A 928-nucleotide genomic window follows, 5' to 3' on the forward strand; every position below is an offset into this window, starting at 1 on the left:
TGGACTCGGGGACGGTCTTGATGACCTCGCCCTTGACGAAGATCTGCCCCTTGCCGTTGCCGGAGGCGACGCCGAGGTCCGCCTCGCGGGCCTCGCCGGGCCCGTTGACGACACAGCCCATGACCGCGACGCGCAGCGGCACCTCCATGCCCTCCAGACCGGCCGTGACCTCCTCGGCCAGCTTGTAGACATCGACCTGGGCGCGGCCGCAGGACGGGCAGGAGACGATCTCCAGACCGCGCTGCCGCAGGTTCAGCGACTCCAGGATCTGGATGCCGACCTTGATCTCCTCGACCGGCGGCGCCGACAGGGAGACGCGGATGGTGTCGCCGATGCCCTGGGAGAGCAGGGCGCCGAAGGCGACGGCCGACTTGATGGTCCCCTGGAAGGCCGGGCCGGCCTCGGTGACACCCAGGTGCAGCGGGTAGTCGCACTGGGCGGCGAGCTGCCGGTAGGCCTCGACCATCACGACCGGGTCGTTGTGCTTGACGGAGATCTTGATGTCCCGGAAGTCGTGCTCCTCGAAGAGCGACGCCTCCCACAGGGCCGACTCCGCCAGCGCCTCCGGGGTCGCCTTGCCGTACTTCTGCAGCAGGCGCCGGTCGAGCGAGCCGGCGTTCACGCCGATGCGGATCGGGGTGCCGTGGTCGCGGGCCGCCTTGGCGATCTCCTTGACCTTGTCGTCGAACTGCTTGATGTTGCCGGGGTTCACCCGGACCGCCGCGCAGCCCGCCTCGATCGCGGCGAAGACGTACTTGGGCTGGAAGTGGATGTCGGCGATCACCGGGATCTGCGACTTCTTCGCGATCACGGCCAGCGCGTCCGCGTCGTCCTGCGTGGGACAGGCCACCCGCACGATCTGGCAGCCCGAAGCCGTCAGCTCGGCGATCTGCTGGAGCGTCGCACCGATGTCCGACGTACGGGTCGT

General features: G+C 69.2%; 1 protein-coding gene. It reads right to left on the bottom strand.

What is annotated here, in order from left to right; genetic code table 11:
* Positions 1 to 928 (bottom strand): flavodoxin-dependent (E)-4-hydroxy-3-methylbut-2-enyl-diphosphate synthase (gene ispG / locus ACP4J0_RS38520; protein ID WP_426604106.1); only part of this gene is annotated, 928 nt, incomplete at both ends.

Source organism: Streptomyces sp. WG7 (genome assembly GCF_049975785.1).
Lineage (GTDB): Bacteria > Actinomycetota > Actinomycetes > Streptomycetales > Streptomycetaceae > Streptomyces.